Origin of the sequence: Enterobacter roggenkampii (assembly GCF_001729805.1) — a bacterium.
Lineage (GTDB): Bacteria > Pseudomonadota > Gammaproteobacteria > Enterobacterales > Enterobacteriaceae > Enterobacter > Enterobacter roggenkampii.
Genome location: NZ_CP017184.1, coordinates 2,813,154 through 2,839,104 on the forward strand (window position 1 = coordinate 2,813,154; position 25,951 = coordinate 2,839,104).

The 25,951-nt window shown below is 55.6% G+C and carries 26 protein-coding genes; 9 read left to right on the forward strand and 17 right to left on the reverse strand.

Annotation, left to right across the window (positions count from 1 at the left end; all coding sequences use genetic code 11):
• Positions 1-27: 27 nt before the first annotated feature.
• The gene (gene pphA, locus BFV67_RS13225; RefSeq protein ID WP_023325510.1) at positions 28-672 is read right to left on the reverse strand and encodes a protein-serine/threonine phosphatase; all 645 of its coding nucleotides are present in this window, start codon (positions 670-672) and stop codon (positions 28-30) included.
• 166 nt (positions 673-838) lie between these two features.
• Between pphA and BFV67_RS13230 the strand changes: the two genes are divergently transcribed.
• Positions 839-1,780, forward strand: coding sequence for a VirK/YbjX family protein (locus tag BFV67_RS13230; RefSeq protein WP_069598482.1), 942 nt, complete (start codon positions 839-841; stop codon positions 1,778-1,780).
• A gap of 306 nt (positions 1,781-2,086) precedes the next feature.
• Here the strand turns inward: BFV67_RS13230 and BFV67_RS13235 are convergent, their stop codons facing one another.
• From BFV67_RS13235 to yobA, 4 genes are all read right to left on the reverse strand, one after another.
• Positions 2,087-2,578 (reverse strand): hypothetical protein, encoded by a 492-nt coding sequence (locus BFV67_RS13235; protein ID WP_069598956.1) that lies wholly within the window; start codon positions 2,576-2,578, stop codon positions 2,087-2,089.
• A gap of 654 nt (positions 2,579-3,232) precedes the next feature.
• Positions 3,233-3,571 carry a YebY family protein gene (locus BFV67_RS13240; protein WP_008500468.1) on the reverse strand — a complete coding sequence of 113 codons (339 nt, stop codon included), beginning with the start codon at positions 3,569-3,571 and terminating at the stop codon, positions 3,233-3,235.
• A 16-nt stretch (positions 3,572-3,587) separates the two neighbouring features.
• Positions 3,588-4,457: a copper homeostasis membrane protein CopD gene (gene copD / locus BFV67_RS13245; RefSeq protein ID WP_069598483.1), complete on the reverse strand. Its 870-nt coding sequence runs from the start codon at positions 4,455-4,457 to the stop codon at positions 3,588-3,590.
• 1 nt (position 4,458) lies between these two features.
• Positions 4,459-4,830, reverse strand: a complete 372-nt coding sequence (gene yobA, locus BFV67_RS13250) for a CopC domain-containing protein YobA (protein ID WP_069598484.1) — start codon at positions 4,828-4,830, stop codon at positions 4,459-4,461.
• Between the two features lie 137 nt (positions 4,831-4,967).
• Between yobA and BFV67_RS13255 the strand changes: the two genes are divergently transcribed.
• From BFV67_RS13255 to exoX, 3 genes are all read left to right on the forward strand, one after another.
• Positions 4,968-5,198, forward strand: a complete 231-nt coding sequence (locus tag BFV67_RS13255) for a DNA polymerase III subunit theta (protein WP_008500465.1) — start codon at positions 4,968-4,970, stop codon at positions 5,196-5,198.
• Between the two features lie 110 nt (positions 5,199-5,308).
• Entirely contained in the window at positions 5,309-5,959 is a 651-nt protein-coding gene (locus BFV67_RS13260) for a carbon-nitrogen hydrolase family protein (protein ID WP_069598485.1), read from the forward strand.
• A 24-nt stretch (positions 5,960-5,983) separates the two neighbouring features.
• Entirely contained in the window at positions 5,984-6,646 is a 663-nt protein-coding gene (gene exoX, locus BFV67_RS13265) for an exodeoxyribonuclease X (RefSeq protein ID WP_069598486.1), read from the forward strand.
• Here exoX and ptrB read toward each other — a convergent pair.
• On the reverse strand, positions 6,643-8,703 hold the full coding sequence (ptrB, locus tag BFV67_RS13270) for an oligopeptidase B (RefSeq protein ID WP_023293953.1): 2,061 nt from the start codon (positions 8,701-8,703) through the stop codon (positions 6,643-6,645). The two genes, exoX and ptrB, sit on opposite strands and share 4 nt — an antisense overlap.
• Positions 8,704-8,788: 85 nt before the next feature.
• Positions 8,789-9,439: a tellurite resistance TerB family protein gene (locus BFV67_RS13275; protein ID WP_021240435.1), complete on the reverse strand. Its 651-nt coding sequence runs from the start codon at positions 9,437-9,439 to the stop codon at positions 8,789-8,791.
• 171 nt (positions 9,440-9,610) lie between these two features.
• Here BFV67_RS13275 and purT point away from each other — a divergent pair, with 171 nt between their 5' ends.
• Positions 9,611-10,789, forward strand: coding sequence for a formate-dependent phosphoribosylglycinamide formyltransferase (gene purT, locus BFV67_RS13280; protein ID WP_069598487.1), 1,179 nt, complete (start codon positions 9,611-9,613; stop codon positions 10,787-10,789).
• Between the two features lie 41 nt (positions 10,790-10,830).
• Here purT and BFV67_RS13285 read toward each other — a convergent pair whose 3' ends face one another.
• From BFV67_RS13285 to zwf, 3 genes are all read right to left on the reverse strand, one after another.
• Positions 10,831-11,472 (reverse strand): bifunctional 4-hydroxy-2-oxoglutarate aldolase/2-dehydro-3-deoxy-phosphogluconate aldolase, encoded by a 642-nt coding sequence (locus BFV67_RS13285; RefSeq protein ID WP_025756915.1) that lies wholly within the window; start codon positions 11,470-11,472, stop codon positions 10,831-10,833.
• 39 nt (positions 11,473-11,511) lie between these two features.
• Positions 11,512-13,323, reverse strand: coding sequence for a phosphogluconate dehydratase (edd, locus tag BFV67_RS13290; RefSeq protein WP_023325516.1), 1,812 nt, complete (start codon positions 13,321-13,323; stop codon positions 11,512-11,514).
• 233 nt (positions 13,324-13,556) lie between these two features.
• Positions 13,557-15,032 carry a glucose-6-phosphate dehydrogenase gene (zwf, locus tag BFV67_RS13295; RefSeq protein WP_008500457.1) on the reverse strand — a complete coding sequence of 492 codons (1,476 nt, stop codon included), beginning with the start codon at positions 15,030-15,032 and terminating at the stop codon, positions 13,557-13,559.
• Positions 15,033-15,388: 356 nt separating this feature from the next.
• Here zwf and BFV67_RS13300 point away from each other — a divergent pair, with 356 nt between their 5' ends.
• Together BFV67_RS13300 and pyk are read left to right on the forward strand one after the other, a co-directional pair.
• Positions 15,389-16,258: a MurR/RpiR family transcriptional regulator gene (locus BFV67_RS13300; RefSeq protein WP_008500456.1), complete on the forward strand. Its 870-nt coding sequence runs from the start codon at positions 15,389-15,391 to the stop codon at positions 16,256-16,258.
• Between the two features lie 137 nt (positions 16,259-16,395).
• A complete protein-coding gene (pyk, locus tag BFV67_RS13305; protein WP_008500455.1) occupies positions 16,396-17,838 on the forward strand; it encodes a pyruvate kinase in 1,443 nt (480 codons plus the stop codon).
• 45 nt (positions 17,839-17,883) lie between these two features.
• On the opposite strand, the gene lpxM is transcribed toward pyk, so the two are convergent.
• The 3 genes from lpxM to znuA form a co-directional block, all read right to left on the reverse strand.
• Positions 17,884-18,855 carry a lauroyl-Kdo(2)-lipid IV(A) myristoyltransferase gene (lpxM, locus tag BFV67_RS13310; RefSeq protein WP_025910055.1) on the reverse strand — a complete coding sequence of 324 codons (972 nt, stop codon included), beginning with the start codon at positions 18,853-18,855 and terminating at the stop codon, positions 17,884-17,886.
• Between the two features lie 120 nt (positions 18,856-18,975).
• Positions 18,976-20,295 carry a murein DD-endopeptidase MepM gene (gene mepM, locus BFV67_RS13315; protein WP_008500453.1) on the reverse strand — a complete coding sequence of 440 codons (1,320 nt, stop codon included), beginning with the start codon at positions 20,293-20,295 and terminating at the stop codon, positions 18,976-18,978.
• A 15-nt stretch (positions 20,296-20,310) separates the two neighbouring features.
• Entirely contained in the window at positions 20,311-21,255 is a 945-nt protein-coding gene (gene znuA / locus BFV67_RS13320) for a zinc ABC transporter substrate-binding protein ZnuA (protein WP_069598957.1), read from the reverse strand.
• Between the two features lie 77 nt (positions 21,256-21,332).
• On the opposite strand from znuA, the gene znuC reads away from it, so the two are divergent.
• Together znuC and znuB are read left to right on the forward strand one after the other, a co-directional pair.
• Entirely contained in the window at positions 21,333-22,088 is a 756-nt protein-coding gene (gene znuC, locus BFV67_RS13325) for a zinc ABC transporter ATP-binding protein ZnuC (RefSeq protein ID WP_008500451.1), read from the forward strand.
• Positions 22,085-22,870: a zinc ABC transporter permease subunit ZnuB gene (gene znuB, locus BFV67_RS13330; RefSeq protein ID WP_069598488.1), complete on the forward strand. Its 786-nt coding sequence runs from the start codon at positions 22,085-22,087 to the stop codon at positions 22,868-22,870. The genes znuC and znuB overlap by 4 nt, the downstream gene beginning before the upstream one ends.
• Positions 22,871-22,922: 52 nt before the next feature.
• Here the strand turns inward: znuB and ruvB are convergent, their stop codons facing one another.
• The 4 genes from ruvB to BFV67_RS13350 form a co-directional block, all read right to left on the reverse strand.
• Positions 22,923-23,933: a Holliday junction branch migration DNA helicase RuvB gene (gene ruvB / locus BFV67_RS13335; protein ID WP_008500449.1), complete on the reverse strand. Its 1,011-nt coding sequence runs from the start codon at positions 23,931-23,933 to the stop codon at positions 22,923-22,925.
• A gap of 8 nt (positions 23,934-23,941) precedes the next feature.
• Entirely contained in the window at positions 23,942-24,556 is a 615-nt protein-coding gene (ruvA, locus tag BFV67_RS13340) for a Holliday junction branch migration protein RuvA (RefSeq protein WP_023617042.1), read from the reverse strand.
• A gap of 80 nt (positions 24,557-24,636) precedes the next feature.
• On the reverse strand, positions 24,637-25,158 hold the full coding sequence (gene ruvC, locus BFV67_RS13345) for a crossover junction endodeoxyribonuclease RuvC (protein WP_003859749.1): 522 nt from the start codon (positions 25,156-25,158) through the stop codon (positions 24,637-24,639).
• 34 nt (positions 25,159-25,192) lie between these two features.
• Positions 25,193-25,933 carry a YebC/PmpR family DNA-binding transcriptional regulator gene (locus BFV67_RS13350; protein ID WP_008500447.1) on the reverse strand — a complete coding sequence of 247 codons (741 nt, stop codon included), beginning with the start codon at positions 25,931-25,933 and terminating at the stop codon, positions 25,193-25,195.
• Between the last annotated feature and the right edge of the window lie 18 nt (positions 25,934-25,951).

Below are 25,951 nucleotides of genomic sequence, written 5' to 3' on the forward strand. Positions count from 1 at the left end.
AGAACCCGCCCGAAGGCGGGTTATTTATTACTGCAGCTGCGCCAGCGTAAAGTAACCGTCAAATACGGCGCCCGTATCAATGTAGTGGAGATTGTCAAAATCATACCTTCTGTCGACGGGCGTATGTCCGAACCAGAAATGATCCGCACCGCTAATGCCCTGCCCTTTACCCACCATAAACCCCATCAACCGATCGCGATCCCATAAAACGCGCTGGGCGCTCACCGGTTTTTGCCAGCGGTATTCCGCTGCCGGATAATCCGCATGGGCAATCACGTTCAGACCGTTCGCACAGGTTATCTCGATGATATGCGGTAAATCGTGACAGGCCTCGAGCAACGATAGCGCAAGCTGTTGCTGGTCCCGTTCAAGTTGCCTGAACCATATTCCGCCATTCATTGTCCAGAGTGAAAAATCGTTATTATCCAGACTGTCGAGCGCCATTTGCTCATGGTTGCCCCGGACGGCACGAAACCATTTTTCATTGATAAGCTGTAATGATTTAACGCTGTCCGGACCGCGATCGATCATATCCCCAACGGAAATAAGCAAATCCTCATACGGATTAAAATGACGGCGTTTAAGCTCATCCATAAGCCGCTGATAACAGCCATGTATATCGCTGACCACCCAGACGTGACGCCACATTCCACCTTCAATTCGCTGATACATAGCCCCTCCTTTTAACAGTATAGCCGCCACAGAAAGGGCAACAGCCGGGCGTGGTCCTCACGAAGTGAAACAAACGGTAAACCAAACAGAAATAAAGATCCTCGCGCTATTAATCCCTTTTTCCTGGCTCTTTAGAATAAGGGTATAAGAAAAGAGAGGTCTTCACGTGTCTAATACGCACCTGCATAACGATGTTTTCTATCCGCATCGCACAAATATTATTTCTGAGCTGGTGAACGGCAAACGCGTCCCGGGGCCGATCTGGCGCAAGCGCGAATATCGCCTGAAGTTCCTGTTACGTTCGCTGGTGTTCTGGTCTTCTACCCATCGCATGCTGGAGGCGCTTTCTGGTCGCGACGATTTCGACAGACTGCTGGCCTCTCAAATTACATTGCCGAGCAAAACCCACCGACAGTACCTGATGCGCGGTTTGACGGCTAACGATCGCGCCGACGCGATCGTTAGCCATTATTACTGGATTGATAGCCTGAAAGAGAGCGCCCTCGCCCTGGCACTGACCAGCCCAAAGGAGAAGCCCGTTGCGCAGTTCCATGCAAAAGACGGTGTTATCTATACGGTTAATGCGTCCTCTGCAGGGAAAGCCGAGCGTGAAGGCGAAAGCACGCTTTGGCTTCGCGACAACGAGGATACGCTGCTGGCCAGCCTGACCTTTAGCGTCGCGCGCAGCAATGGGCAACAGGTCATGGTCATCGGTGGGCTTCAGGGCCCCCGCCGCAGCGTAACGCGTGACGTTATTAAACAGGCCACCCGCGCCTGCCACGGTTTGTTCCCTAAGCGCGTGTTGATGGAAGTGCTTTTCCAGCTGGCTGCACAGTCCTCCGTCCGGGCGATTTTTGCCGTCAGCGATGAGGGCCACGTATTCCGTGCGCTGCGCTATCGCCTCAGCAAAGGCCGCCATTTCCACGCCAGCTATGATGAATTTTGGGCCTCTCTGGACGGTAAAAAGCTCTCAGCCTTCTGCTGGCAGCTGCCGCTACAGATGGCGCGTAAATCGCTTGAAGAGATTGCCAGTAAAAAACGCGCTGAATACCGCCGTCGCTTTGAGCTGCTTGATGAAATTGAGGCGTCGGTTAAGTCGCACTTTTAGACCCCGCACGCGCTTTGTTGAATTGCAATAGAAAAATTAACAAGGCAGGCAAACGGGCTGAATTTAGCTATGCCGTGTTGTGAATTACAAAAAAGTTCTTAAGGGATGCTCTGTATCGTAAAGGTAGCGTTCGAAAACGATTTCTTTTACACCACAATTAACCTTTTATCATTCAAATACTTAAGCATTAAAAACCCGTCAAATACGGGTTTTTAATGCTTACCAATACATCCATTCGGTCTGAATGTCGTTGTGCGCTGAGTTCCAAAATATTATCGAACTGAAGAACAAGCAGAGAGCTTTAATTCAGTTACATGCTTTTGCATAAAGTTCATTAAATGCTTTAATCTGAGATCGAACTTCATCGACCAGAAATTTATCATCAGTTGCGTAAGCTATCGGTCGTCGTGAATACTTGAAGCCCAGAACCAAATGATATGGTTCGGCAGCAATAAAACGAGCACCTATTTTTCGGCCTAGTTGAGTCTCACAAGAGAGAATACCGCAAACATAGAGATGCCCTTCAGAATGATGTAATGACATTTCCGTAAAAGAAACTGGCTTGGTTGTATCTAAGTCGCTGTCACAGAAACCAATCATCATTTTCCTTGTTTGCTTATCTTCAAAATTTTTTGCAAGCTGCTCTTTGAACACATTGCAACTATCAGGATTTCCTGCCCCGCGCTTAAAGAATTCAATCACTGCTGGTTTTACAGCTTCAAAATTGTATTGTTCTTGAGCATGACTGCACTGGGCCACAGTTAAGAGTATAAACAGGAGTAAATTCTTTGTTTTCATGGACGCCATTCCCTAAAAATATCTCTTAACATATCGGCAGATTTTGGATTTACCCAACTTATTTTATCCAAATGTTCGAACCCAGCTCCGCGGAGAAAGAAAACCTGGACCGCTAACTCCTGACGGTCTTCCCCGGGCGTTCGAGAGATAAGGGGTTCGCCCGGGTTGAAATTCGGACCTAACTCGCCACCTTTCCATGAGAGCAGAAGCCTCGCGAACAGACCCTATGAAAAGGAGCGCGGAGAGGAATTTGCTCAATGCTTGCTCGGCCACAAAAATTTAACAATGACCAAAAAATACCTGGACGTACGCGGTGCAGATTATGTTATGGTTTAGACAGGATATGGAATATTCGAGTAATTCTCGGGGCATTTCGTGTAAAGACCGAAAAACTCTTGAGAAACAAACAGATAAAAAGAGACCGAATACGATTCCTGTATTCGGTCCAGGGAAATGGCTCTTGGGAGAGAGCCGTGCGCTAAAAGTTGGCATTAATGCAGGCTAAGTCGCCTTGCCTTTTAAGAATAGATGACGACGCCAGGTTTTCCAGTCCACAGCTAAAGCGGTCGGAAAAAAAGCGCCAGAGCATCATAAAATGTGAAAAACCGCAGTGTTTTCGCAAGCATCTGCGGTTTTTTATTGGAAACCTGAACGTTAGCAGAGCTTGTCGGCGCGCTCGATAAACGGGGCCAGGCTCATTTTCTGTCCCGGATTCGCCGGGTCATCGATCTGAATGATGCTAATCGGCTGGCCGCTGCTCTTTCCGCTGGCCACCTGCTGCTCGGCGGTTTCATTTAACGGGTATTGCACCAGCGTGCTCGGGTTGATGGCATACAGCGCATGGCCCGGACGGCAGGTCAGCATCACCTCTTCGCGGTTGAACGCCCATTTATCCTTACCCACTTCAAAACGGCTGACGGTGATAACCTGCGGTGCGGCAAACGCGCTCCCCGTGCAGGCCAGCAATATGAGAGAAAGTACTGTCTTTTTCATATGATATTTAACCTTGTCAGAAGGGTTCCCAGGTGGCGAACAGACTGACCGTTGCCAGTACCAGCGCCCCCAGCACCACTTCTGCCTGTGTCATCCTGATAAAAATCTGTTGTGCTCGCCCGGTCTCCGGACGAAACCGTGGCACCAGAAAATACCGATTTGCCAGCGCAATTACCACCATCAACGCCACCAGCGCACATTTGAACAACAAAAACTGCACGTAGTCAGCCTGCCAGCGAATATGGACGCCCAGTATCATGAGCGCATTGATCGCTCCGCTGAGCAGCACGCCCGCGACCGCATAATGGCCCACGCGCGAGAAGCGCATCATGGTATAGATGGCGGCATTCTGCCAGCGCCCTTTCGCCAGACGCATGCAGAACAGCAGGGGCAGTAATCCGCCAAGCCAGGTAGCAGCACAGATCAGGTGAAAAGCGTGATTAAGGCGCTGCAACGCCCCCATCGGACCGTCGTTCATCGCCGCGTGCCCTACCCCCGCCAGCAGGATAAGCTGCCCCATGGCGAGCAGCAGCAGCCGCGAACCTTTCAGCGGCGCGAGCCATGCTGCAGCGACCGTCATCGCAGCGAGAATCATTTGCCACAGCCAAACGCCGCCAAACTGTGTCCTCATTACGCCGGACCAGACCTGTGGGGCAAATACATCGCCCCAGCCGTTACCCATCTGTCCGCCCTGAAGCATAAACATCAGGAGTGCAGCCGCCAGGCTCACAAAAGCCGCCACTTTCTGCTGCAGCTGGAAACGTCGGGACATCAGCCGCTGGAGAGAGGAAGGCGCAAACCAGACGCTGTAAAGCGCGTTGCCAAAAATCAGCATCAGCGCCCCGAAATGGATAAAGCGCAACCCGATATAACACAGCGCCAGCATGCTATTTCACGCTAAAGTGATAGCTACCTTTGGTTTTATGACCGTCTACAGAGACGACATGCCATTCTACCTGGTACGTCCCTGGCGTCAGCGTTTGGTCCAGCGGAACGGTGAGCTGCGCCTTGTTCTTTTCGTCGCGCGTGGCGGTTCCCGTTTTGATGACCTGCTTTTGCGCATCCGTCACCACCACACCGCTAAATCCCGGTTCGATGCCTTCTGAAAAATTCAGCGTCAGTGCCTGCGGAGCGCTCACCACGCTGTCCGCTGCCGGGATCGGCTGCTTAAGGTGCGCATGCGCCAGCACGGAGGGGGTCATCATTGTAGAGGCCAGAAAAACCAGTGCGCATACCGCGCGGGAAGCGGAGAAACCCATAGCAATCATTCCTTTTTGTTATGTCTGTATGCTAAAGAATAACGCTGTATAATAAACGAGTCGAGGATCATCCTGCCTCCGCTTGTCATCGTCGTGCAATCGCGGTAACGTTGCCGCCGCATAAAAAGGAGAAGGTAATGAAGATCAATCTGGCCGCCCTTCCACAGGACGAGATGGATAAAGTGAATGTCGATCTCGCTGCCGCTGGCGTCGCGTTTAAAGAGCGTTACAACATGCCTGTCGTGGCTGAAGTCGTTGAACGGGAACAGCCCGCCCATCTGCGCGACTGGTTTCGCGAAAGACTCATCGCCCACCGTCTCGCCTCGGTCAACCTCTCCCGTTTACCGTACGAACCTAAAGTTAAATAAGCTTAACGAGCCGTTACACTTCCTTACGCTGAATCTGGCAGGATAAGAAAACCCTGATAAATTTAGGTGTATTCTTAAATCCCTGCGACTCAGTGTATAAGGAAGTCACGATGTCACATTGGAATATAGCGGCGGCCCAGTATAGCGGGCAGCATCAGAGTGCCGATGACCATATCACGCACCACCTGCGCTTCATCGCCGAAGCAGCACGGCAGGGGTGCGATCTGCTGGTGTTTCCTGAACTGTCATTAACAGGCTCGGGTACAACGACGTTACCTCTCCCACCCGACGACGCCCAACTGGAACCGCTGCTCGACGCGGCGCATCGTTACCGGATAACCGTGATTGCCGGGCTCCCCGTGGAGCGGGATGGTCAGCGCCAGAAAGGTCTCGCGCTCTTCACCCCCGCTCGTCAACGCATCCTTCGCTACCCGCAAGGTGGCGGAGCCAGCCTGGTGCCGGGAGAGAAACAGCTCAGCATTATTGATGCGCATGCCGATTCCCCCAATCTCGATCCCAGAGCGTCGCTGTTTACCAGCTGTCAGTCAGTGGAGGATAACCGCTGGCGGCAGTCCATCAGTACCCTGCAGCGCTTTGCGCATAAATATGCCATAGCGGTGCTGATGGCGAACGCCTGCGGCGGTAGCGCGCTGTGGGATGAAAAAGGCCAGCTGATCGTTCGCGCGGATAAGGGCGAGCTGCTGTTGACCGGCACGCTCGGCGGAGAGGGTTGGCAAGGCGATATCATTCCTTTAGGCTAGGCGTTTTAAGCTCAGGAGTGTTCAATGCTGCGCGTCATCGATACCGAAACTTGCGATCTTCAGGGCGGAATTGTGGAAGTGGCCTCTGTCGACGTGGTTGATGGTAAAATCGTCAACCCAATGAGCCATCTGGTGCGTCCTGACCGCCCCATCAGCCCTCAGGCGATGGCTATCCATCGCATTACCGAATCGATGGTGGCGGACAAACCGTGGATCGAAGAGATCATTCCCCACTATTACGGTAGCCCCTGGTACGTCGCGCATAACGCCAGTTTTGACCGCCGGGTGCTCCCTGAAATGCCGGGGGAATGGATTTGTACTATGAAGCTGGCGCGTCGCCTCTGGCCGGGCATTAAATACAGCAACATGGCGCTGTACAAGTCCCGCAAGCTCAGCGTCCGCACGCCTGAGGGGCTTCATCATCACCGGGCCCTGTATGACTGCTATATCACCGCCGCGCTACTGATTGATATCATAAATACCTCTGGCTGGACGCCGGATGATATGGCGACCATCACCGGCCGTCCCGCACTGCTGACCACGTTTACCTTTGGTAAATACCGGGGCAGAGCGGTGTCGGATATTGCGGATAAAGACCCGGGCTATTTGCGCTGGCTGTATAACAACCTTGACAAAATGAGCCCGGAACTGCGCCTGACGCTGAAACATTATCTGGGCGAAGCTTAACGCTCTGCACGGCCTGGCAGCGTCTCCTGCGCCAGGCCAATCAGGAAGGCGTATTCCAGCGCTACCCCTTCATACGATTTAAATCGTCCCGATTTCCCGCCGTGTCCGGAATCCATGTCGGTACACAGCAGCAGCAGGTTGTCGTCGGTTTTCAGCTCCCGCAGTTTCGCCACCCATTTTGCCGGCTCCCAGTACTGCACCTGAGAGTCATGCAGACCGGTGGTGACCAGCATGTGGGGATAGGCTTTCGCCTCGACGTTATCGTAAGGGCTGTACGTTTTCATATAGCGGTAGTAAATCTCATCCTGCGGATTCCCCCACTCTTCAAACTCCCCGGTCGTCAGCGGAATGGATTCATCGAGCATGGTCGTCACCACATCGACAAACGGCACCTGCGCGACAATCCCCTTAAAGCGTTCGGGACGCTGGTTGATCACCGCCCCCATCAGCATGCCTCCCGCGCTGCCGCCCATGCCAAAGCAGAGTTTCGGATCGCCATAGCCCTGATCAATCAGCGCATCGCAGACGTCGAGGTAGTCATTGAAGGTGTTTTTCTTTTTCAGGAATTTCCCGTCCTCATACCAGTGCTGCCCCAGCTCACCGCCGCCGCGAATATGGGCGATGGCGAAAACAAAGCCGCGGTCGAGCAGGCTTAAACGGCTGCTGCTGAAATCAGCATCCATGCTTGAGCCGTAGGAGCCGTACCCGTACACCAGGATCGGGTTTTTGCCTTTCTGGAAATGGGCTTTGTGATAGACGAGCGAGACGGGGACCTCGACGCCATCCCGGGCGGTGACCCACAGGTGCTCGCTGCGGTAGTTTTCGGACTCAAACCCTTTAACCTCGGTCTGCTTTATCACCTGACGCTGCCCGGTATCCATGTCCAGCTCAAACAGGGTGTCCGGTGTGGTCATGGATGAATAGCCGTAGCGCAGCCGCGATGATTCGGGTTCGGGATTGAACCCAATCCACGTCACATAGGCCGGGTCGTCGAACGCGATCCCCACCACTTCCCGCGTTTTGCGGTTGATTTGCCGGATGCTGGTCAGCCCGCGCTGGCGCTCCTCCACCACCAGCCAGTCGGTGAAAAGGGTAAACCCTTCCAGCATCACCTGATCCCGCGCGGGGATAAGCACCTCCCACTTGCGCTCATCGCGCACTTTGGTTTTATAGAGGCCAAAGTTTTTACCCTCGCGATTCGAGCGCAGATAAAAGCTGTGCTGGAAGTGATCCAGGCTGTATTCATGATCCTTTCGGCGCGGCAGGAAACAGAGCGGCTGGGCGTCCGGCAGTTCGGCATCCAGCAGCAGGACTTCCGACGTCGTGGCGCTGGCCAGGAAGATAATCACATAATGGCGCGAAGAGGTTTTATGCAGGCTGACATAAAACGTTTCGTCTTTCTCTTCATAGACCAGCTCGTCGTCTGCGGAGTCCGTTCCGATGGTATGCCGCCATACCTGATAGGGCAGCAGCGTAGAGGCGTGCTTTTTGACGTAGTACACCGTCTCGGAATCATTCGCCCAGACAAAATCCGGGGAGACGTTTTCCAGCATTTCCGGATACCAGTTGCCGGTGTCCAGATTGCGAAAACGCAGGCCGTACTGGCGACGGGAGAGATAATCCTCCGCCAGCGCCATCACCGCGTTATCCGGCGAAATGGACATGCCGCCCAGAGTATAAAACTCGCTGTGGGCCGCGCGTTGGTTGGCATCCAGCAGAATATCCCACGCATCCCATTCGGCGCTCAGGACCGACTGACGCTGGTAGATGGGATACTCGTTGCCGGGCTCATAAATATGGCGATAGCGATAGCCATTTTTGGTCCAGGGCGCGGAGATATCGCGCTGGGGAATACGCTGCACCATTTCATTCAGCAGCTGGTCCTGAAGCGTCTGCTGGCTGGACATGACCTTGCGGCCATAGTCGTTTTCCTCGTGCAGGTAGTCGAGCACCTCTGGCCGGGAGCGCGAATCGTCCCGTAGCCAGTAATAGTTGTCTATACGCGTATCGCCATGCGTGGTGATCGCATAAGGTATACGTCGGGCTTTCGGTGGCATGTCATCATTCTTTTTCGTTTTACACCCTATAAGGTTGGCAAAACCCACGCATGATGCAAGCGAAACAGGGTCGCAACGGCGAGAACTATCCCTGTAACGCCTGTTTTTGTTCCCGAATATCCCGCTCAATGCCCTCACGCACGTCCTGCGGGATCTTCAGCGCGTCGCCAAGCGCATTCAGGTAGCTGCGCTCCATAAAGTGATCGATATCGATGGCGGCACAGCTGAGGAAATAGAGTTCAAGCGCCTCTTCCTCATTTTTCACGCTTTGCGCCAGACGCTGCGGATCCAGGGGCTGTTCGATGGCCTGCGCCACCAGCGCTCTGCCCTTCTCTTCGACGCCGGCTTCGCGCAGCTGCTGTTCGATCGCCAGCCGTTCCTTATCGTCGATATGTCCGTCACTTTTCGCGGCAAAAACCAGCGCAAGAATGAGCCTTTCGGTACGCAGATCCAGCGGCGAGGTGTGCTCGCCGTAGTGCGGTTCATCGCTGTGCGCGGTCCGGACCCTGTCCTTGTATTTATTCCACAGGACGGTGCCCGCAATGGCGCCCCCACCGGCCAGCAGCGCGCCTGTCCCGTACTTTGCCAGCAGCTTGCGCGAGGATTTATTTGCGACCAGCAGGCCTGCCAGCCCGCCGAGCGCCCCGGGCACCAGTAGTTTGCTGAGATCCCGCTCGCCGGAAGACGACGTTTTCTGCCCTAACAGTGATTGCAATTGATTTAGCCAGCCAGACATGGTTTCCCTCACTTAACGGTGAACATGTTCCACAGCGTAAGCGAGCAGGCGTCAGGAAATGTCTGGGCGGGCTAAAGAAGCGCAAATTTCTTCTCCCCTCACCTGGCCGTGCACAAGACAGACGCAAACGTTTTCGTTTATACTGCCCGCAACTTTTTCAGGGGGATTGTTATGATTCGTTTAGGAACCGCGCTGCGACCTGCGGCGACGCGAGTGATGCTGTTGGGATCGGGCGAGCTGGGAAAAGAGGTCGCCATTGAGTGCCAGCGTTTAGGCGTGGAAGTCATTGCCGTAGACCGCTACGCCGATGCACCCGCCATGCACGTCGCCCATCGTTCTTATGTGATTAACATGCTGGACGGCGATGCCCTTCGTGAGCTGATTTCACGCGAGAAGCCTGATTTTGTCGTGCCGGAAATTGAAGCCATCGCCACCGACACGCTGATTGCGCTTGAGCAGGAAGGCCAGCGCGTGGTGCCCTGCGCGAAAGCCGCAAAGCTGACCATGAACCGCGAAGGCATTCGTCGTCTGGCGGCAGAAGAGCTCGGGTTGCCCACGTCGAGCTATCGTTTTGCTGGCGATAAGGCCGCATTCCTGCAGGCCGTTGAGGAGATTGGGTACCCGTGCATCGTTAAGCCGGTGATGAGCTCCTCCGGTAAAGGACAGAGCTTTATCCGCGACAGCAGCACGCTGGACAAGGCGTGGGAGTACGCCCAGCAGGGTGGCCGCGCAGGCGCCGGTCGCGTGATCGTTGAAGGGGTGGTGAAGTTTGATTTCGAGATCACCCTGCTGACCGTCAGCGCCGTTGACGGCGTCCATTTCTGCGACCCGATTGGCCACCGCCAGGAAGATGGCGATTACCGCGAATCCTGGCAGCCGCAGCAGATGAGCGCCCTGGCGCTGGAGCGTGCGCAGGCGATCGCCCGTAAAACCGTCCTGGCGCTGGGCGGCTATGGCCTGTTTGGCGTGGAGCTGTTTGTGTGCGGCGATGAGGTGATCTTCAGCGAAGTCTCCCCTCGCCCGCATGACACCGGCATGGTCACGCTGATTTCGCAGGATCTCTCCGAGTTCGCCCTGCACGTGCGCGCCTTCCTCGGCCTGCCCGTCGGCGGTATCCGTCAGTACGGCCCGGCAGCCTCGGCGGTGATCCTGCCGCAGTTAACCAGCCAGAACGTTACGTTTGATAACGTCGACGCGGCGGTGGGTGCCGGGTTGCAGGTCCGTTTGTTCGGTAAGCCGGAGATCGACGGTACCCGTCGTCTTGGCGTGGCGTTAGCCACCGAAGATAACGTTGACGACGCCGTGGCGAGAGCGAAAGCGGCCGCTGCAAGCGTTAAGGTAACGGGATAAAAAAACGGGCCGAAAGGCCCGTTTTTCATGCGGCGAATGACTTACTGCTTCGCGCCTTCTACCGCTTCGCGAGCCAGTCTGGTGATGCGATCCCAGTCGCCCGCTTCCAGGGCATCCGCCGGAACCAGCCATGAGCCACCGATGCACAGCACGCTTTTCAGCGCCAGGTAGTCACGGTAGTTGGCAGGAGAGATACCGCCCGTCGGGCAGAAGCGTACCTGAGAGAATGGACCGGCAATCGCCTGCAGCGCTTTGGTGCCGCCGTTCGCTTCCGCCGGGAAGAATTTGAACTCTTTCAGACCGTAGTCCATGCCCAGCATCAGTTCAGAGACGGTGCTGATGCCCGGGATCAGCGGAATGGTACCTTCGGTGGCGGCTTTCAGCAGCGACTCGGTCAGGCCCGGGCTAATGGCAAACTGTGCGCCCGCTTCGGTTACTTCAGCCAGCTGTTTTGCGTTCGTTACGGTACCCGCACCGATAATGGCGTCCGGCACTTCTTTAGCAATCGCGCGAATGGCATCCATCGCGCAGGCGGTACGCAGGGTCACTTCCAGAACGCGAACGCCGCCCGCAACCAGCGCTTTCGCCATCGGTACAGCGTGCTCCAGCTTGTTTACCACGATAACCGGCACGACAGGGCCAGTGGTCAGGATTGCTTCTGCACTTGTTTTCCAGTTTTTCATCAGAGTCTTCTCTCGCCAGATCGTTAAAATCAAGTCGTCTTAAAACGTAATACAGGTTGCGCCCTGCTCAGCACCGGAGAGGTTCTCACGCAGTGCGCCAAACATTTCGCGTCCTGTTCCCACGCGCGACGCGCTCAGGTCAGGAATATGGGGCTGACGTGCCGCCAGCTCGGCGTCATCCACCAGCAGGGTTAACTCGCCTGTCTGACCGTTAACGCGGATCATGTCACCGTCACGCACTTTCGCCAGCAGGCCGCCGTCGTACGCTTCCGGCGTCACGTGGATAGCTGATGGCACTTTACCTGAGGCGCCAGAGAGGCGTCCATCGGTCACCAGTGCAATTTTGAAACGGCGGTCCAATAATACACCAAGCGGTGGCATAAGTTTATGTAATTCTGGCATCCCGTTGGCTTTAGGCCCCTGATGACGCACCACTACCACGCAGTCTTTGTCGAGCAGACCGGCGTCAAAGGCAGGTAATACGTCGTGCTGGCTTTCAAATACCACCGCTGGCGCTTCGATAATCTGGTTCTCTTCCGGTACGGCAGAGGTCTTCATTACCGCGCGACCGAGGTTACCGCTCAGCACCTTTGTGCCACCGTGAGGAGAGAACGGTTTGTCGATGGTGGCGATAACCTGCGCATCAAGAGATGCGGTCGCCCCTTCGCGCCAGTCCAGCTCGCCGTTGTTCAGCCATGGCTCCTGGGTGTAGCGCTGCAGGCCAAAGCCCGCTACGGTGTTAACATCTTCATGCAGCAGACCGCCCTTCAGCAGCTCGCGCATGAGCAGCGGTACGCCGCCTGCGGCCTGGAAGTGGTTGATGTCCGCCGGACCGTTCGGATACAGGCGCGCCATCAACGGCACCACGGAAGAGATCTCGGAGAAGTCATCCCAGTTAATCAGAATGCCCGCCGCACGCGCCATGGCCACCAGGTGCATGGTGTGGTTGGTCGAACCGCCGGTGGCCAGCAGCGCGACAATCCCGTTGACGATAACTTTTTCGTCGACCATTTTGCCCATCGGCATCCATTCGTTGCCGTTTCCGGTCAGACGCGTGACCTGACGGGCCGCAGCCTCGGTCAGCGCCTTGCGCAGCGGTGCATCCGGCTGGATAAAGGACGAGCCCGGAAGCTGCATCCCCATAAACTCCACCACCATCTGGTTCGTGTTCGCGGTACCGTAGAACGTACAGGTGCCCGGCGCGTGGTAGGATGCAGCTTCCGCTTCCAGCAGCGCCTGACGATCTGCTTTTCCTTCCGCGTACAGCTGGCGAATGCGCACTTTTTCTTTGTTCGGCAGGCCGCTTGCCATTGGGCCCGACGGCACGAAGATCGCAGGCAGATGACCAAACGACAGCGCGGCCATCACCAGGCCCGGAACAATCTTGTCGCATACGCCGAGATAGAGCGCGCCATCAAACATGTTGTGTGACAGGCCCACCGCCGCGGACATGGCAATGACTTCACGGCTCAGCAGGGAGAGCTCCATACCGTCCTGACCCTGCGTCACGCCGTCGCACATGGCGGGTACCCCACCCGCCACCTGGCCGACCGCATTCACGCTGTGCAGCGCTTTACGGATGATGTCCGGGTAAACCTCATAGGGCTGATGCGCGGAGAGCATATCGTTATAGGCGGTAATGATGGCGATATTGTTACGCAACATGCTTTTCAGCGACGCTTTATCGTCAGGCTGGCAGGCGGCGAAGCCGTGCGCCAGGTTACCGCAGGCCAGCTGGGAACGGTGAACGGTGTTGCTCTTCGCCTGTTCAATCCGGGCGAGGTAGGCCGAACGGGTCTCTTTCGAGCGCTCAATAATGCGCTGTGTTACGCGTAACAATGTCGGATTCATAAAAGCTCCTCTCATTTATCTGTCCGGGCTCGGGAGTTTACAAAGTCGCTGGCAGTTGTTAACAACGCTGAAACGCTTGCTGTCCGGAGCTCAGGGGCAAAATCACTTCCGGCAGTGTAATAAAAAAAGCTCCGCGGGTGAATCCACGCGGAGCTTAAAAGTTGAAAATTGTGCCACGAGCTGTGTTAGATCATGTTACCGGTAAAATAACACTTTCGGGCTAGCGGATTATCTTACTCAAACTCGTTCCAGGAGCGGCCATCACGGGTGATCATTGCCACCGACGCGACAGGTCCCCATGTGCCCGCCTGATACGGTTTTGGCGCATCCTGATCGGCAGCCCAGGCTTCGGTGATGGAGTCGACCCATTTCCACGCCTCTTCCACCTCATCGCGACGCACGAACAGCGCCTGGATACCGCGCATGGTTTCCAGCAGCAGACGTTCGTAAGCATCGGCCAGGTGCGTCTGGTTGAAGGTTTCGGAGTAGCTCAGATCGAGCTTGGTGGTCTGCAGGTTGTGTTTGTGATCCAGGCCCGGCACTTTGTTCAGGATCTGGATGTCCACGCCCTCGTCCGGCTGCAGACGAATGGTCAGTTTGTTCTGCGGCAGCTCCTGCCAGGACTCTTTGAACAGGTTCAGTTCCGGGTTCTTAAAGTAGACAACCACTTCGGAACATTTCGCAGGCAGACGCTTACCGGTGCGCAGGTAGAACGGAACACCCGCCCAGCGCCAGTCGTCGATGTCCACGCGGATGGCCACGAACGTCTCGGTGTTGCTGGACTTGTTCGCGCCCTCTTCTTCCAGGTAGCCAGGCACCTTTTTGCCTTGCGCAAACCCGGCGGTGTACTGGCCGCGAACGGTCTTCTCGCGCACGTTGGAGCGGTCGATGCGGCGCAGCGACTTCAGCACTTTCACTTTGGCGTCACGGATGCTGTCCGCCGTCAGGTCAGACGGTGGAGACATGGCAATCATGCACAGAATCTGCAGCAGGTGGTTCTGAATCATGTCGCGCATCTGACCGGCCTGGTCAAAGTAACCCCAGCGACCTTCAATCCCCACCTCTTCCGCCACGGTGATTTCCACGTGGTCGATGGTGCGGTTGTCCCAGTTGTTCACAAACAGGGAGTTAGCAAAACGCAGCGCCAGCAGGTTCAGCACCGTCTCTTTACCGAGATAATGGTCAATACGGTAGACCTGGCACTCTTCAAAGAACTCGCCCACCTGGTCGTTGATTTCACGCGAGGTTGCCAGGGACGTACCCAACGGCTTCTCCATCACGACGCGCGCCGGTTTAGCGTTCAGTTTGGCTTCGCCCAGGCCTTTGCAGATGGCGCCGAAGGTGCTTGGCGGCATGGCGAAATAGTTAATGGTGACACGGTTTTTCTGATCCAGCATCGCGCCCAAGCGAGCGAACGCGCTGACGTCATTCACGTCAAGGTTGCAGAAATCGAGACGACCGCTCAGGGTATCCCACAAACTTTCATCAATTTTTTCCTTCATGAAAGTTTCGAGCGCCTCGCGGACGACTTTGGTATAAGCGTCCTTGTCCCAGTCGGCGCGCCCAACACCCAGGATACGGGTATCCGGATGAATTTGGCCCGCTTTCTCCAGTTGATACAGGGAAGGCAGCAATTTTCGGCGTGCAAGATCGCCTTTCGCGCCGAAAATGACCAGGTCACATGCCTGGGCTGTTTGCGTTACCGCCATGTCATTCTCCTCAGTTGGATCACCTGGTACTTCTGCCAGGTATCGTTGTAATTTTATTACAATGCACTGTACTGCTTTTACGTCATTCCCGAAACCATTAGCGCTTATCGTCGCGTGCGATACCGCGATTTTTCACCCATCGGATGATTTCGACGGCTTAATGACGCAACAACCGTCGTTTCTTTGCGCAACAGGGTCATAGCAAAACCCGACATCGATCAAGTAATGAAAAAAAACAACAACATTATCTCGTCGATTGTTACCCTTAATGGAAGCCACAGGGGTAATATCGGCTAAATCGAATCACGATTTCATCAATTAATGAAATCGTTTACACCCATGAGCGTCCTGTTAACATGAACATGCTGGAAAAAATCCAGTTTCAACTGGAACACCTTAGCAAATCCGAGCGAAAAGTGGCCGAGGTCATTCTCGCCTCTCCCGCTCAGGCGATTCATTCAAGCATCGCCGCTCTGGCACAGGAAGCGGGTGTTAGCGAACCCACGGTCAATCGCTTCTGCCGCAGCCTGGAAACGCGCGGCTTTCCTGATTTTAAACTGCATCTGGCACAAAGTCTGGCTAACGGCACCCCTTATGTTAATCGTAATGTGGATGAAGACGACAGCGTTGATGCCTATACCGCGAAAATTTTTGAGTCGGCCATGGCTTCGCTTGACCACGTCCGTCAGTCTCTGGACATGAGTTCCGTGAATCGCGCAGTGGATTTACTCACCCAGGCCAAGCGAATTGCCTTCTTTGGGCTCGGGTCGTCGGCGGCCGTCGCGCATGACGCCATGAACAAATTTTTCCGCTTTAACGTCCCGGTGATTTATTCCGATGACATTGTCCTGCAACGCATGAGCTGTATGAATTGCAGTGAAGATGACGTCGTGGTACTGATTTCGCATACTGGCCGCACTAAGAGTCAGGTAGAACTGGCGCAGCTGGCCCGTGAAAACGATGCCATGGTGATTGCGCTGACCACGGCGGGCACACCGCTGGCCCGTGAGGCGACGCTGGCGATCACTCTCGACGTGCCGGAAGACACCGACATTTATATGCCAATGGTCTCCCGACTGGCCCAGCTCACCGTGATTGACGTGCTGGCGACCGGTTTTACCTTACGCCGGGGGGCAAAATTCCGGGATAACTTGAAGCGGGTCAAGGAAGCGCTGAAGGAATCGCGTTTTGATAAAGAATTGCTTATAAAGAGCGATGTTCGATAGTTGATAACGAAGACGTCACGAATAATGACTAAGTACCGATTTACGGCATTCGGTCCCCTCTCCACTGCCTTGCAGCAGATGAAGGCCGATTCAATGTTCACGCAACACCAAAGTTGTTTCAGTCAACGGAGTATTACATGTCCAGAAGGCTTCGCAGAACCAAGATCGTAACCACCTTAGGCCCGGCCACCGATCGCGATAATAATCTCGAGAAAATTATCGCCGCTGGCGCCAACGTGGTGCGTATGAACTTCTCTCACGGTACGCCAGAAGACCATAAATTACGTGCCGATAAAGTGCGTGAAATCGCAGCTAAACTGGGCCGTCACGTTGCGATCCTCGGCGATTTGCAGGGTCCTAAAATCCGCGTTTCGACCTTTAAAGAGGGTAAAGTTTTCCTCAATATCGGCGACAAATTCCTGCTGGATGCCAACCTGGGCAAAGGCGAAGGCGATAAAGAGAAAGTCGGTATCGACTATAAAGGCCTCCCGGCTGACGTCGTACCTGGCGATATCCTGCTGCTTGACGACGGTCGCGTGCAGCTGAAAGTGCTGGAAGTTCAGGGCATGAAAGTGTTCACCGAAGTCACCGTCGGCGGCCCACTCTCCAACAATAAAGGCATCAACAAGCTGGGCGGCGGCCTCTCTGCAGAAGCGCTTACTGATAAAGATAAAGCGGATATTGTGACTGCTGCGCTGATCGGTGTTGACTACCTGGCTGTCTCCTTCCCGCGCTGCGGCGAAGATCTGAACTATGCGCGTCGTCTGGCGCGTGATGCAGGCTGCGATGCCAAAATCGTCGCCAAAGTTGAGCGTGCGGAAGCCGTTTGCGATCAGGATGCTATGGACGACGTGATCCTTGCCTCTGACGTGGTGATGGTTGCGCGTGGCGACCTGGGTGTGGAAATCGGCGACCCTGAGCTGGTGGGGATTCAGAAAGCCCTGATTCGTCGCGCACGTCAGCTGAACCGCGCGGTGATTACCGCCACTCAGATGATGGAATCGATGATCACCAACCCGATGCCAACCCGTGCAGAAGTGATGGACGTGGCCAACGCCGTGCTGGACGGTACCGATGCGGTAATGCTCTCTGCGGAAACCGCTGCGGGCCAGTATCCGGCAGAAACCGTGGCCGCCATGGCACGTGTTTGCCTGGGTGCTGAAAAGATCCCAAGCATCAACGTCTCTAAACACCGTCTGGACGTGCAGTTCGACAACGTTGAAGAAGCGATTGCGATGTCTGCAATGTATGCGGCAAACCATCTGAAGGGCGTTACCGCGATCATCACTATGACCGAATCTGGCCGCACCGCGCTAATGACCTCTCGTATCAGCTCGGGTCTGCCGATCTTCGCCATGTCCCGTCACGAACGTACGCTGAACCTGACGGCGCTGTACCGCGGCGTGACGCCGGTACACTTCGACAGCACCAATGACGGCGTGGCCGCGGCGCACGATGCCGTAAACCTGCTGCGCGACAAAGGCTATCTGGTCTCTGGTGATATCGTCATTGTGACCCAGGGCGATGTGATGAGCACCATCGGCTCAACCAACACCACGCGCGTTATGACCGTCGAGTAATAACGTCTCTGTTAAAAAGCCCTCTCCAGATGGAGAGGGCTTTTTTTATTTCGTTGGATAAAGCTCTTTGCGTTTATACGGCTCTTTTTCACCCGGCTTACGCGTTTTAAGCAGCTTCAGGATCCACGTGTATTGCTCGGCATGCGGCCCTACCAGGATCTCCACCTCTTCGTTCATCCGACGGGCAATGGTGTGGTCGTCAGCGGTCAGCAGATCGTCCATCGGCGGACGAACCTCAATGCTCAGGCGATGCGTTTTGCCGTCATAGACCGGGAATAGCGGAATCACGCGGGCACGACACACTTTCATCAGGCGGCCAATCGCAGGGAGCGTCGCTTTATAGGTCGCAAAGAAATCGACAAACTCGCTGTGCTCGGGACCGTGGTCCTGATCCGGCAGATAGTAGCCCCAGTACCCCTGGCGTACCGACTGAATGAACGGCTTAATGCCATCGTTGCGCGCATGCAGGCGTCCGCCAAAACGACGACGCACCGTATTCCAGACAAAGTCGAAGATTTTATTGCCCTGGTTATGGAACATTGCCGCCATCTTCTGGCCCTGAGAGGCCATCAGCATCGCCGGAATATCAACGCCCCAGCCGTGTGGGACAAGGAAAATGACTTTCTCGTCATTGCGGCGCATCTCCTGAATGATATCCAGCCCTTTCCAGTCAACGCGATCGACAATTTTCTCCGGCCCTTTCAGCGCCAGCTCCGCCATCATCGCCATGGCCTGCGGTGCGGTGGTATACATCTCATCAATGATTGCCTCGCGCTCGGCGTCGCTCTTTTCAGGAAAACAGTAATAGAGATTGATCTGCGCGCGACGGCGGGCACTCTTGCCTAAGCGCCCGGCAAGACGGCCAATTTTACCCAGAACAGGATCGCGGACGGAAGCCGGCAGCAACGCTATCCCCGCAAAGGCGTAGACACCGAGCCAGGCGCCCCAGTTGCGCGGATGGCGGAAGGATTTTTCAAACTCAGGAATGTATTCAATATTGTTTTTTTGGGTTTCCATGCTGGATCCAGGGTCTGATGACGCAAAATTAATTCAGATAGTGTAGCGAGGCAGTCGTCCGCGCACAAAAGAAAAAGCCGGCGTCAGGGTGCGCCGGCTTTTTTAACAAAAACAGAGGGCTTAGTCTAAGCTCAGCTGCGGCAACACCTCTTTCACCTGCGCCAGGTAATCCGTACGATCTTTACCCGTCAGGCCTTCGGTGCGCGGCAGTTTCGCCGTCAGCGGGTTCACGGCTTGCTGGTTGATCCACACTTCGTAGTGCAGGTGCGGGCCGGTAGAGCGACCGGTATTACCGGAGATCGCAATGCGGTCACCACGCTTCACCTTCTGTCCTGGTTTAACCAGCAGCTTACGCAGGTGCATATAGCGGGTCGTATACGTGCGACCATGACGTACCGCAACATAATATCCGGCTGCGCCGCTACGTTTGGCCACCACCACTTCGCCATCCCCAACCGCGAGTACCGGTGTACCCTGTGGCATAGCAAAGTCAACACCACGGTGCGGTGCGACGCGTCCGGTGACAGGGTTCAGACGACGCGGGTTAAAGTTGGAGGAGACGCGGAACTGTTTCGCCGTCGGGAAGCGCAGGAAGCCTTTCGCAAGGCCCGTACCGGTGCGGTCGTAGAACTTGCCGTCTTCGGCACGGATCGCGTAGTAATCTTTGCCTTCGGAGCGCAGACGCACGCCCAGCAGCTGGCTTTGCTCGCGCTTGCCGTCCAGCATTTCGCGGGACATCAGGACGGAAAACTCATCGCCTTTTTTCAGCTTGCGGAAATCCATCTGCCACTGCATGGCTTTGATCACCGAACTGATTTCAGCGCTGGTCAACCCTGCGTCGCGCGCACTGGAGACAAAGCTTGCGCCCACGGTGCCTTTGAGAACGCTGTTGACCCAGTCGCCCTTCTGCATTTCGCTGGTCATTTTGAAACCGGTTGCCGTGCGATCGTAGGTGCGGGTTTCACGGCGGGACATTTCCCAGGTCAGACGCTGGAGATCGCCATCGGCCGTTAACGTCCAGGAGAGCTGTTGCCCAATTTTCAGGTTGCGAAGATCTTTATCTGCCGCCGCCAGCTGGCTGATATTGCCCATGTCGATGCCGTACTGGTTCAGCACGCTGCTCAGCGTGTCCCCGGTAGAAACTACATATTCGTGGATACCCGCTTCATTCTCGGTTTTATCGTCCAGTTCATCCTGTGGAATGGCTTCATCTTCCTGAGCCGACTGGTCGATAGGCTCACTGGCTTCAGGCAGCAAAGAGCGGATTTCGCTCTTTTCAAGCTCGATGGTTTTGATGATAGGGGCAGAACTCGGGTGGTAAACATAGGGCCGCCAGACGGCGACCGCTAAGGTGAGTACTGTAAGCGACCCCAGCATGACGCGGTGGGGTCGAGGCAGATTGTTAAATGCCAGGGCGACAGAGCGGGCTATCTGTTGCACGTATTCACTTCCTCGTTAATCTCCTTTCAGGCAGCTCGCATACTGGTTCGCCAGTTGGCTGAGGAACTGCGAATAGCTCGCTTTGCTCAACTGGATATTCGTTCCTAGCGGGTCAAGGGTCCCCATGCGCACGGATGCCCCCCTGGCCACGGCTTCTACGACCGCTGGCCTGAACTGTGGCTCAGCAAAAACGCATGTCGCTTTTTGCTCAACCAGCTGTGTTCTGATTTCATGTAAACGCTGCGCACCAGGTTGAATTTCAGGGTTGACGGTAAAGTGACCCAACGGGGTCAAACCGTAGTGTTTTTCGTAATAGCCGTAGGCGTCATGAAAAACGAAATACCCTTTTCCTTTCAACGGTGCGAGCTCATTACCTACCTGCTTATCGGTTGCGGCTAATTGTGCCTCAAAATCTTTCAGGTTGGCGTCTAGTTTGGCTCGACTTTGCGGCATAAGTTCCACTAATTTGTCATGGATTGCAACCGCTGAAAGCCGCGCTATCTCTGGGGATAACCAAAGATGCATGTTGTACTCGCCGTGATGGTGATCTCCATCACCTTTTTCACCGTCGGCAGCATGATGGTCATGTTCATCGCCGTCGTCATCCGTGCCTTTCATGAGTAACGGTTTCACGCCTGGGAGGGCGGCAATCGCGACCTGTTTTTCGCCCGCCACCTGTTTTGCTGACTTCTGCATAAACGCTTCCATTTCCGGACCAATCCAGACAACTAAGTCCGCGTTTTGTAAGCGTTTTACGTCTGAAGGGCGCAGGGAGTAGTCATGCTCGGATGCACCATCCGGGAGCAGAACCTGAGTTTCTGTTACCCCGTCAGCAATGGCTGACGCGATAAACCCGAGTGGTTTAAGCGAAGCGACAACCGCAGCGTTAACATCTTGTGCGGTTGTGCCCCAAAGGGCAGCGGATAATGCTGCGAAAAGAAGCGTATTTTTATGTAACATAATGCGACTAATCATCGTAGTGAATGCGTGGAATGTGATATTATAACATTCGTTGACTTCTTCAAGCTTAAAATGACATGACGACATTGGTTTCTCTTGAAAATATTTCGGTCTCATTTGGCCAGCGCCGCGTCCTCTCTGACGTGTCGCTCGATCTGAAGCCCGGCAAAATTCTGACGCTGCTCGGCCCCAATGGCGCAGGCAAATCCACCCTGGTTCGCGTGGTGCTGGGTCTGGTCGCACCCGATGAAGGCGTGATCAAGCGTGAGGAAAAATTGCGTATCGGCTATGTGCCGCAAAAGCTTCACCTTGACGCCACGCTGCCGCTGACGGTGAGCCGTTTCCTGCGCCTGCGTCCCGGTACGCGTAAAGCCGATATTCTCCCGGCGCTGAAGCGCGTGCAGGCAGGCCATCTTGTCGATGCGCCGCTGCAAAAACTGTCCGGCGGTGAAACACAGCGCGTATTACTTGCCCGTGCGTTGCTCAGCAGCCCGCAGCTGCTGGTGCTGGATGAGCCGACTCAGGGGGTCGACGTCAACGGCCAGGTAGCGCTGTACGATCTTATTGACCAGCTGCGTCAGGAACTGAACTGCGCGGTACTGATGGTATCCCACGACCTGCATCTGGTGATGGCAAAGACTGACGAAGTGCTGTGTCTTAACCACCACATCTGCTGCTCCGGCACGCCAGAAGTGGTCTCCATGCACCCGGAATTTATCTCCATGTTCGGCCCTCGCGGCGCTGAACAGCTCGGCATCTATCGCCATCATCATAATCACCGCCATGATTTGCAGGGACGAATCGTTCTGCGTCGGGGAAATGGACACTCATGATTGAACTGTTACTGCCCGGCTGGCTGGCCGGGATTATGCTTGCCTGCGCCGCGGGTCCACTCGGCTCGTTTGTGGTGTGGCGCAGAATGTCTTACTTCGGCGATACCCTGGCGCACGCGTCCCTGCTGGGCGTGGCTTTTGGCCTGCTGCTGAACGTCAACCCGTTCTACGCGGTGATTGTGGTCACGCTGCTGCTGGCGGCCGGTCTGGTCTGGCTGGAAAAACGCCCTCACCTCGCCATTGATACGCTGCTTGGCATCATGGCGCACAGCGCCCTGTCGCTGGGTCTGGTGGTGGTCAGCCTGATGTCCAATATCCGCGTGGATCTGATGGCTTACCTGTTCGGTGACCTGCTGGCCGTCACGCCAGACGATCTCATCGCTATCGCGATTGGCGTTGTGGTGGTCCTCGGCATTCTGCTCTGGCAATGGCGTAACCTGCTGGCCATGACCGTCAGCCCGGACCTGGCGTTTGTCGACGGCGTGAAGCTGCAGCGCGTTAAGCTGCTGCTGATGCTGGTAACGGCGTTAACCATTGGCGTGGCGATGAAGTTTGTCGGCGCGCTGATTATTACGTCGCTGCTGATCATCCCTGCGGCTACGGCGCGTCGTTTTGCCCGTACGCCGGAGCAGATGGCCGGTGTCGCCGTAATTATCGGGATGATTGCGGTAACGGGTGGGCTAACCTTCTCGGCGTTCTATGACACGCCTGCGGGGCCGTCCGTGGTGCTGAGTGCGGCGATGCTGTTTATCTTCAGTATGATGAAGAAGACCGCACAGTAGCGGGTATGTCCCCGGTGGCGCTTCGCTTACCGGGGCGACAAATTATCGCTGCTTACGGCATTGCCGGTGGCGTAATGCCGAAATGATTCCACGCCCGCACCGTGGCCATACGCCCACGCGGGGTACGCTGCAGGAAGCCCTGCTGGATCAGATACGGTTCAAGCACATCCTCAATGGTTTCACGCTCTTCCCCGATTGCCGCCGCCAGGTTATCCAGCCCGACCGGGCCACCAAAGAACTTGTCCAGCACCGCCAGCAGCAGCTTGCGGTCCATGTAGTCAAAACCTTCGGCATCAACGTTCAGCATATCCAGCGCCTGCGCGGCGATCTCAGCGGAGATCGAACCGTTGTGCTTCACCTCAGCAAAGTCACGCACGCGGCGCAGCAGGCGGTTGGCGATACGCGGCGTACCGCGGGAACGCTTCGCCACTTCAAACGCCCCCTCTTCGCTCATCTCCAGCCCCATATAGCGGGCGCTGCGGCCAACGATGTGCTGGAGATCGGCCACCTGGTAAAACTCCAGACGCTGCACGATACCGAAACGGTCGCGCAGTGGAGAGGTCAACGACCCGGCTCGCGTCGTTGCGCCTATCAGGGTAAACGGCGGCAGATCGATTTTGATGGAGCGCGCAGCCGGACCTTCACCGATCATGATATCCAGCTGATAATCTTCCATCGCCGGATAGAGCACCTCTTCCACCACCGGTGACAGGCGGTGGATCTCATCAATAAACAGCACGTCATGCGGTTCGAGGTTGGTCAGCATGGCCGCCAAATCGCCCGCCTTCTCCAGCACCGGGCCGGAGGTGGTGCGCAGGTTAACGCCCATTTCATTAGCGACGATATTCGCCAGCGTGGTTTTGCCTAAACCCGGAGGGCCAAAAATCAACAGGTGATCGAGCGCATCGCCGCGCAGCTTTGCCGCCTGGATAAAAATCTCCATCTGGGAACGAACCTGCGGCTGGCCAATGTACTCATCAAGCAGTTTTGGGCGAATCGCGCGATCCACCACATCCTCTGCCTGAACAGTGCCTGCCGAAACCAGGCGGTCTGCTTCAATCATCCTTTACCTCACAATGCAGCGCGCAGCGCTTCACGAATCAGGGTTTCACTGCTGGCGTCCGGTTTGGCAATTTTACTTACCATGCGGCTGGCCTCCTGAGGTTTATAGCCCAGCGCCACCAGCGCGGCAACCGCTTCCTGCTCGGCGTCATCATCCGTCGCAGGCGCGCCTGGGGAGGTCAGCACCAGATCGGCCGCCGGCGTGAAGAGATCGCCATGCAGGCCTTTAAAGCGGTCTTTCATCTCGACAATCAGGCGTTCTGCCGTTTTCTTACCGATGCCAGGAAGCTTAATCAGCGCCGCAGGATCTTCACGCTCAACGGCATTCACAAACTGTGGTGCAGACATGCCGGATAAGATCGCCAGCGCCAGCTTCGGCCCGACGCCGTTGGTTTTAATCAGCTCGCGGAACAGGGTGCGTTCCTGTTTGTTGTTGAAGCCGTACAGCAGCTGAGCATCTTCACGCACCACAAACTGGGTAAAGACAATCGCCTCTTTGCCCGCGTCCGGCAGCTCGTAGAAGCAGGTCATCGGCATATGGACTTCATAGCCCACGCCACCCACTTCCAGCAGCACTAACGGGGGTTGTTTTTCAATGATGATGCCTCTGAGTCTGCCTATCACGTGACGCTCCTGCGTTCTGGAAGAAATTAACTGCCGACATAATAAAAAAAGGCTGGATAAACATCCAGCCTGATTTGTCATTATCGTAACCTGCCTCGCGCCAGATTGAGCCGCGATTCGCTCATTTGCATCGCGTTCTGGCTGACGTGACAGTGGGTAATCGCAATCGCCAGCGCATCGGCGGCGTCGGCCTGCGGGTTCGCAGGGAGCTTGAGCAGGGTCCGCACCATGTGCTGCACCTGACTTTTCTCCGCGCTACCGATGCCCACCACCGTCTGCTTAACCTGCCTTGCCGCGTATTCGAATACCGGCAAATCCTGGTTCACCGCAGCGACAATGGCCACCCCGCGCGCCTGACCGAGCTTTAGCGCCGAATCGGCATTTTTCGCCATAAAGACCTGCTCGATGGCGAAATAGTCCGGCTGAAACTGGGTGATGATCTCCGACACGCCCGCATAGATGAGCTTCAGGCGCGACGGCAGATCGTCCACTTTGGTGCGAATACAGCCACTGCCCAGGTAGGTTAACTGGCGTCCCACCTGACGGATAACGCCATAACCGGTGACGCGTGAGCCTGGGTCAATCCCGAGAATAATCGACATCACGCGTCTCCTGTAACGGGTTTACACGCTCTCATCAGAGAGTCGCTGCAACCTCATCAGAGATTTCACCGTTGTGGTACACTTCCTGCACGTCGTCGCAGTCTTCGAGCATGTCGATCAGACGCAGCAGTTTTGGTGCCGTTTCTGCATCCATGTCCGCTTTGGTGGACGGGATCATGGAGACTTCAGCGTTGTCCGCTTTCAGGCCCGCCGCTTCCAGCGCATCGCGCACGGCACCCATCTCTTCCCAGGCGGTATAAACGTCGATAGCGCCGTCGTCGAAGGTCACTACGTCTTCCGCACCGGCTTCCAGCGCCGCTTCCATGATCGCATCTTCGTCGCCTTTCTCGAAGGAGATGACGCCTTTTTTGCTGAACAGGTAAGCAACAGAACCGTCAGTGCCCAGGTTGCCACCGGTTTTGGTGAACGCGTGGCGCACTTCCGCAACGGTACGGTTACGGTTGTCGGACAGGCACTCAACCATCACCGCCGTACCGCCAGGACCGTAACCTTCATAAATGATGGTTTCCATGTTCGCGTCTTCATCACCGCCCACGCCACGTGCGATAGCACGGTTCAGGGTGTCACGCGTCATGTTGTTGGACAGCGCTTTATCCACCGCCGCGCGCAGACGTGGGTTAGAGGCCGGATCGCCGCCGCCCAGACGCGCTGCCGTCACCAGCTCGCGAATGATTTTGGTAAAGATCTTACCGCGCTTGGCATCCTGTGCCGCTTTGCGGTGTTTGGTGTTGGCCCACTTACTATGACCTGCCATAAAAAGTTCTCCAAAAAT